A 1,478-nucleotide genomic window follows, 5' to 3' on the forward strand; every position below is an offset into this window, starting at 1 on the left:
CTTCATAGGAATTCTTTAAGGCGTTTACCAAACTGACTTCATATTCTCTATTTCGACGTTCTTCTTGAGATTTCCCTAACATACTAAATATAGAAACACCTCCTGCTGTAATGGCTACGAGTAACAAAACGATTAGCAGCCTTTTATGAGTTTTTTTTTTGTTGGAATTGTTCATTTAAGCTTTTCTCCTTTTTCTACTTGAAAACTCTTCATTTACAGTATAATTAGGAAAATCTTGGGTTAAATTATTCAACTGATTATCAGTATAATTAAATACCATTATTGCTTTCCTGTTTCACCATTTGAATATCGTACTAATATTGTAGAATCTGTTTTACCAATGTGTTTTTGAAGTATAGACCATTGTTGATCAATTTCTTCATTAGTATTTCCTTTCATAAGACCATCATGGTTTTCTTTATAGGTTAATCTGTGATTAATTCCATAAGTAATAGTTTGACTATCATTGAACTGTACTGAAATATCACAAGACCACGAACCCGGTTTGTCATTATAGTAAGGATCCATAATCTTAATCTCCTTAATCCCTTGGTAGGAATTCTTTAAAGCATTAACCAGACTTACTTCATATTCTCTATTTCGACGCTCTTCTTGAGACTTCCCTAACATACTAAACACAAAAACACCTCCTGTTGTGATGGCTACGAGTAACAAAACGATTAGTAGTCTTATATATCTTTTTTTATTGCTGGAAATATTCATTTAAGCTTTTCTCCTTTTCTCTATTCTACTATAATTTAAAGATAAATAACAGTAGAATAGAGAAAATCAAGTCAATTGTCACAGACACTGCATCAAATCCCGATATTCGGTGAGACTTAGTCGCAACAACACGGGATTCTTGATCATCTGAGGTGGTTATAGTGTTAGTTTCGTTTTTAGGATCAATATTAGACTTTTCTACAACCTGTTTTGTCTTTTTTCTACTTGAAAACTCTTCGTTCACACTATAAACAGCATAATCTTGGTTTAAATTATTCAAGTGTTCATCAGTATATTGGAAATTCATCATAGTTCTCCTTGCTCACTATCAGAATAAGTAATTTTCACTGACTTTAAAGTTTGCCCTTTATGAGTTTCTAAATACTGCCAATCTTCGTTTGTTTCTTGACGTCCACCATAATTGGTTTTATAGTTTAAATGATGATTAATTCCATATGAAAGAGTTCTTTCATCTTTAAATTTAATTTCGACATCACAAGACCACGAACCAGGAGGACTTGTGTACTCTGGATTGGAAATTTTAATCTCCTCAATCCCTTCATAGGAATTCTTTAAGGCATTCACCAAACTAACTTCATACTCTCTATTCCGATGTTCTTCTTGCGATTTTCCTAACATACTAAACATAAATATACCTCCTGCTGTGATGAATGCAACTAACAAAACGATTAGTAGACTTTTATAACTTTTTTTAGTGCTGGAATTGTTCATTTAAGCTTTTCTCCTTTTTCTTA

The 1,478-nt window shown here is 32.0% G+C and carries 3 protein-coding genes; all 3 read right to left on the reverse strand.

What is annotated here, in order from left to right:
• Nucleotides 1-279: 279 nt before the first annotated feature.
• Genes HMPREF2885_RS08420 through HMPREF2885_RS08430 form a run of 3 tightly spaced genes read right to left on the reverse strand, consistent with a single transcriptional unit; the run spans nt 280 to nt 1,455 of the window.
• Nucleotides 280-723 (reverse strand): hypothetical protein, encoded by a 444-nt coding sequence (locus tag HMPREF2885_RS08420; protein ID WP_070657803.1) that lies wholly within the window; start codon nt 721-723, stop codon nt 280-282.
• Between the two features lie 28 nt (nt 724-751).
• Complete coding sequence (locus HMPREF2885_RS08425; RefSeq protein ID WP_152548824.1) at nt 752-1,033, reverse strand: hypothetical protein; 282 nt, start codon at nt 1,031-1,033, stop codon at nt 752-754.
• On the reverse strand, nt 1,030-1,455 hold the full coding sequence (locus HMPREF2885_RS08430; RefSeq protein ID WP_070657805.1) for a hypothetical protein: 426 nt from the start codon (nt 1,453-1,455) through the stop codon (nt 1,030-1,032). Before HMPREF2885_RS08430 ends, HMPREF2885_RS08425 begins: the two co-directional genes overlap by 4 nt.
• Between the last annotated feature and the right edge of the window lie 23 nt (nt 1,456-1,478).

This window comes from Streptococcus sp. HMSC062H02, from assembly GCF_001813005.1.
GTDB classification, from domain to species: Bacteria; Bacillota; Bacilli; order Lactobacillales; family Streptococcaceae; genus Streptococcus; species Streptococcus oralis_S.

What these genes read in the sequence shown, in the direction of transcription:
- HMPREF2885_RS08420 (WP_070657803.1), bottom strand. Translation starts at nt 723, where the DNA reads ATGAATATTTCCAGCAATAAAAAAAGATATATAAGACTACTAATCGTT.
- HMPREF2885_RS08425 (WP_152548824.1), bottom strand. Translation starts at nt 1,033, where the DNA reads ATGATGAATTTCCAATATACTGATGAACACTTGAATAATTTAAACCAA.
- HMPREF2885_RS08430 (WP_070657805.1), bottom strand. Translation starts at nt 1,455, where the DNA reads ATGAACAATTCCAGCACTAAAAAAAGTTATAAAAGTCTACTAATCGTT.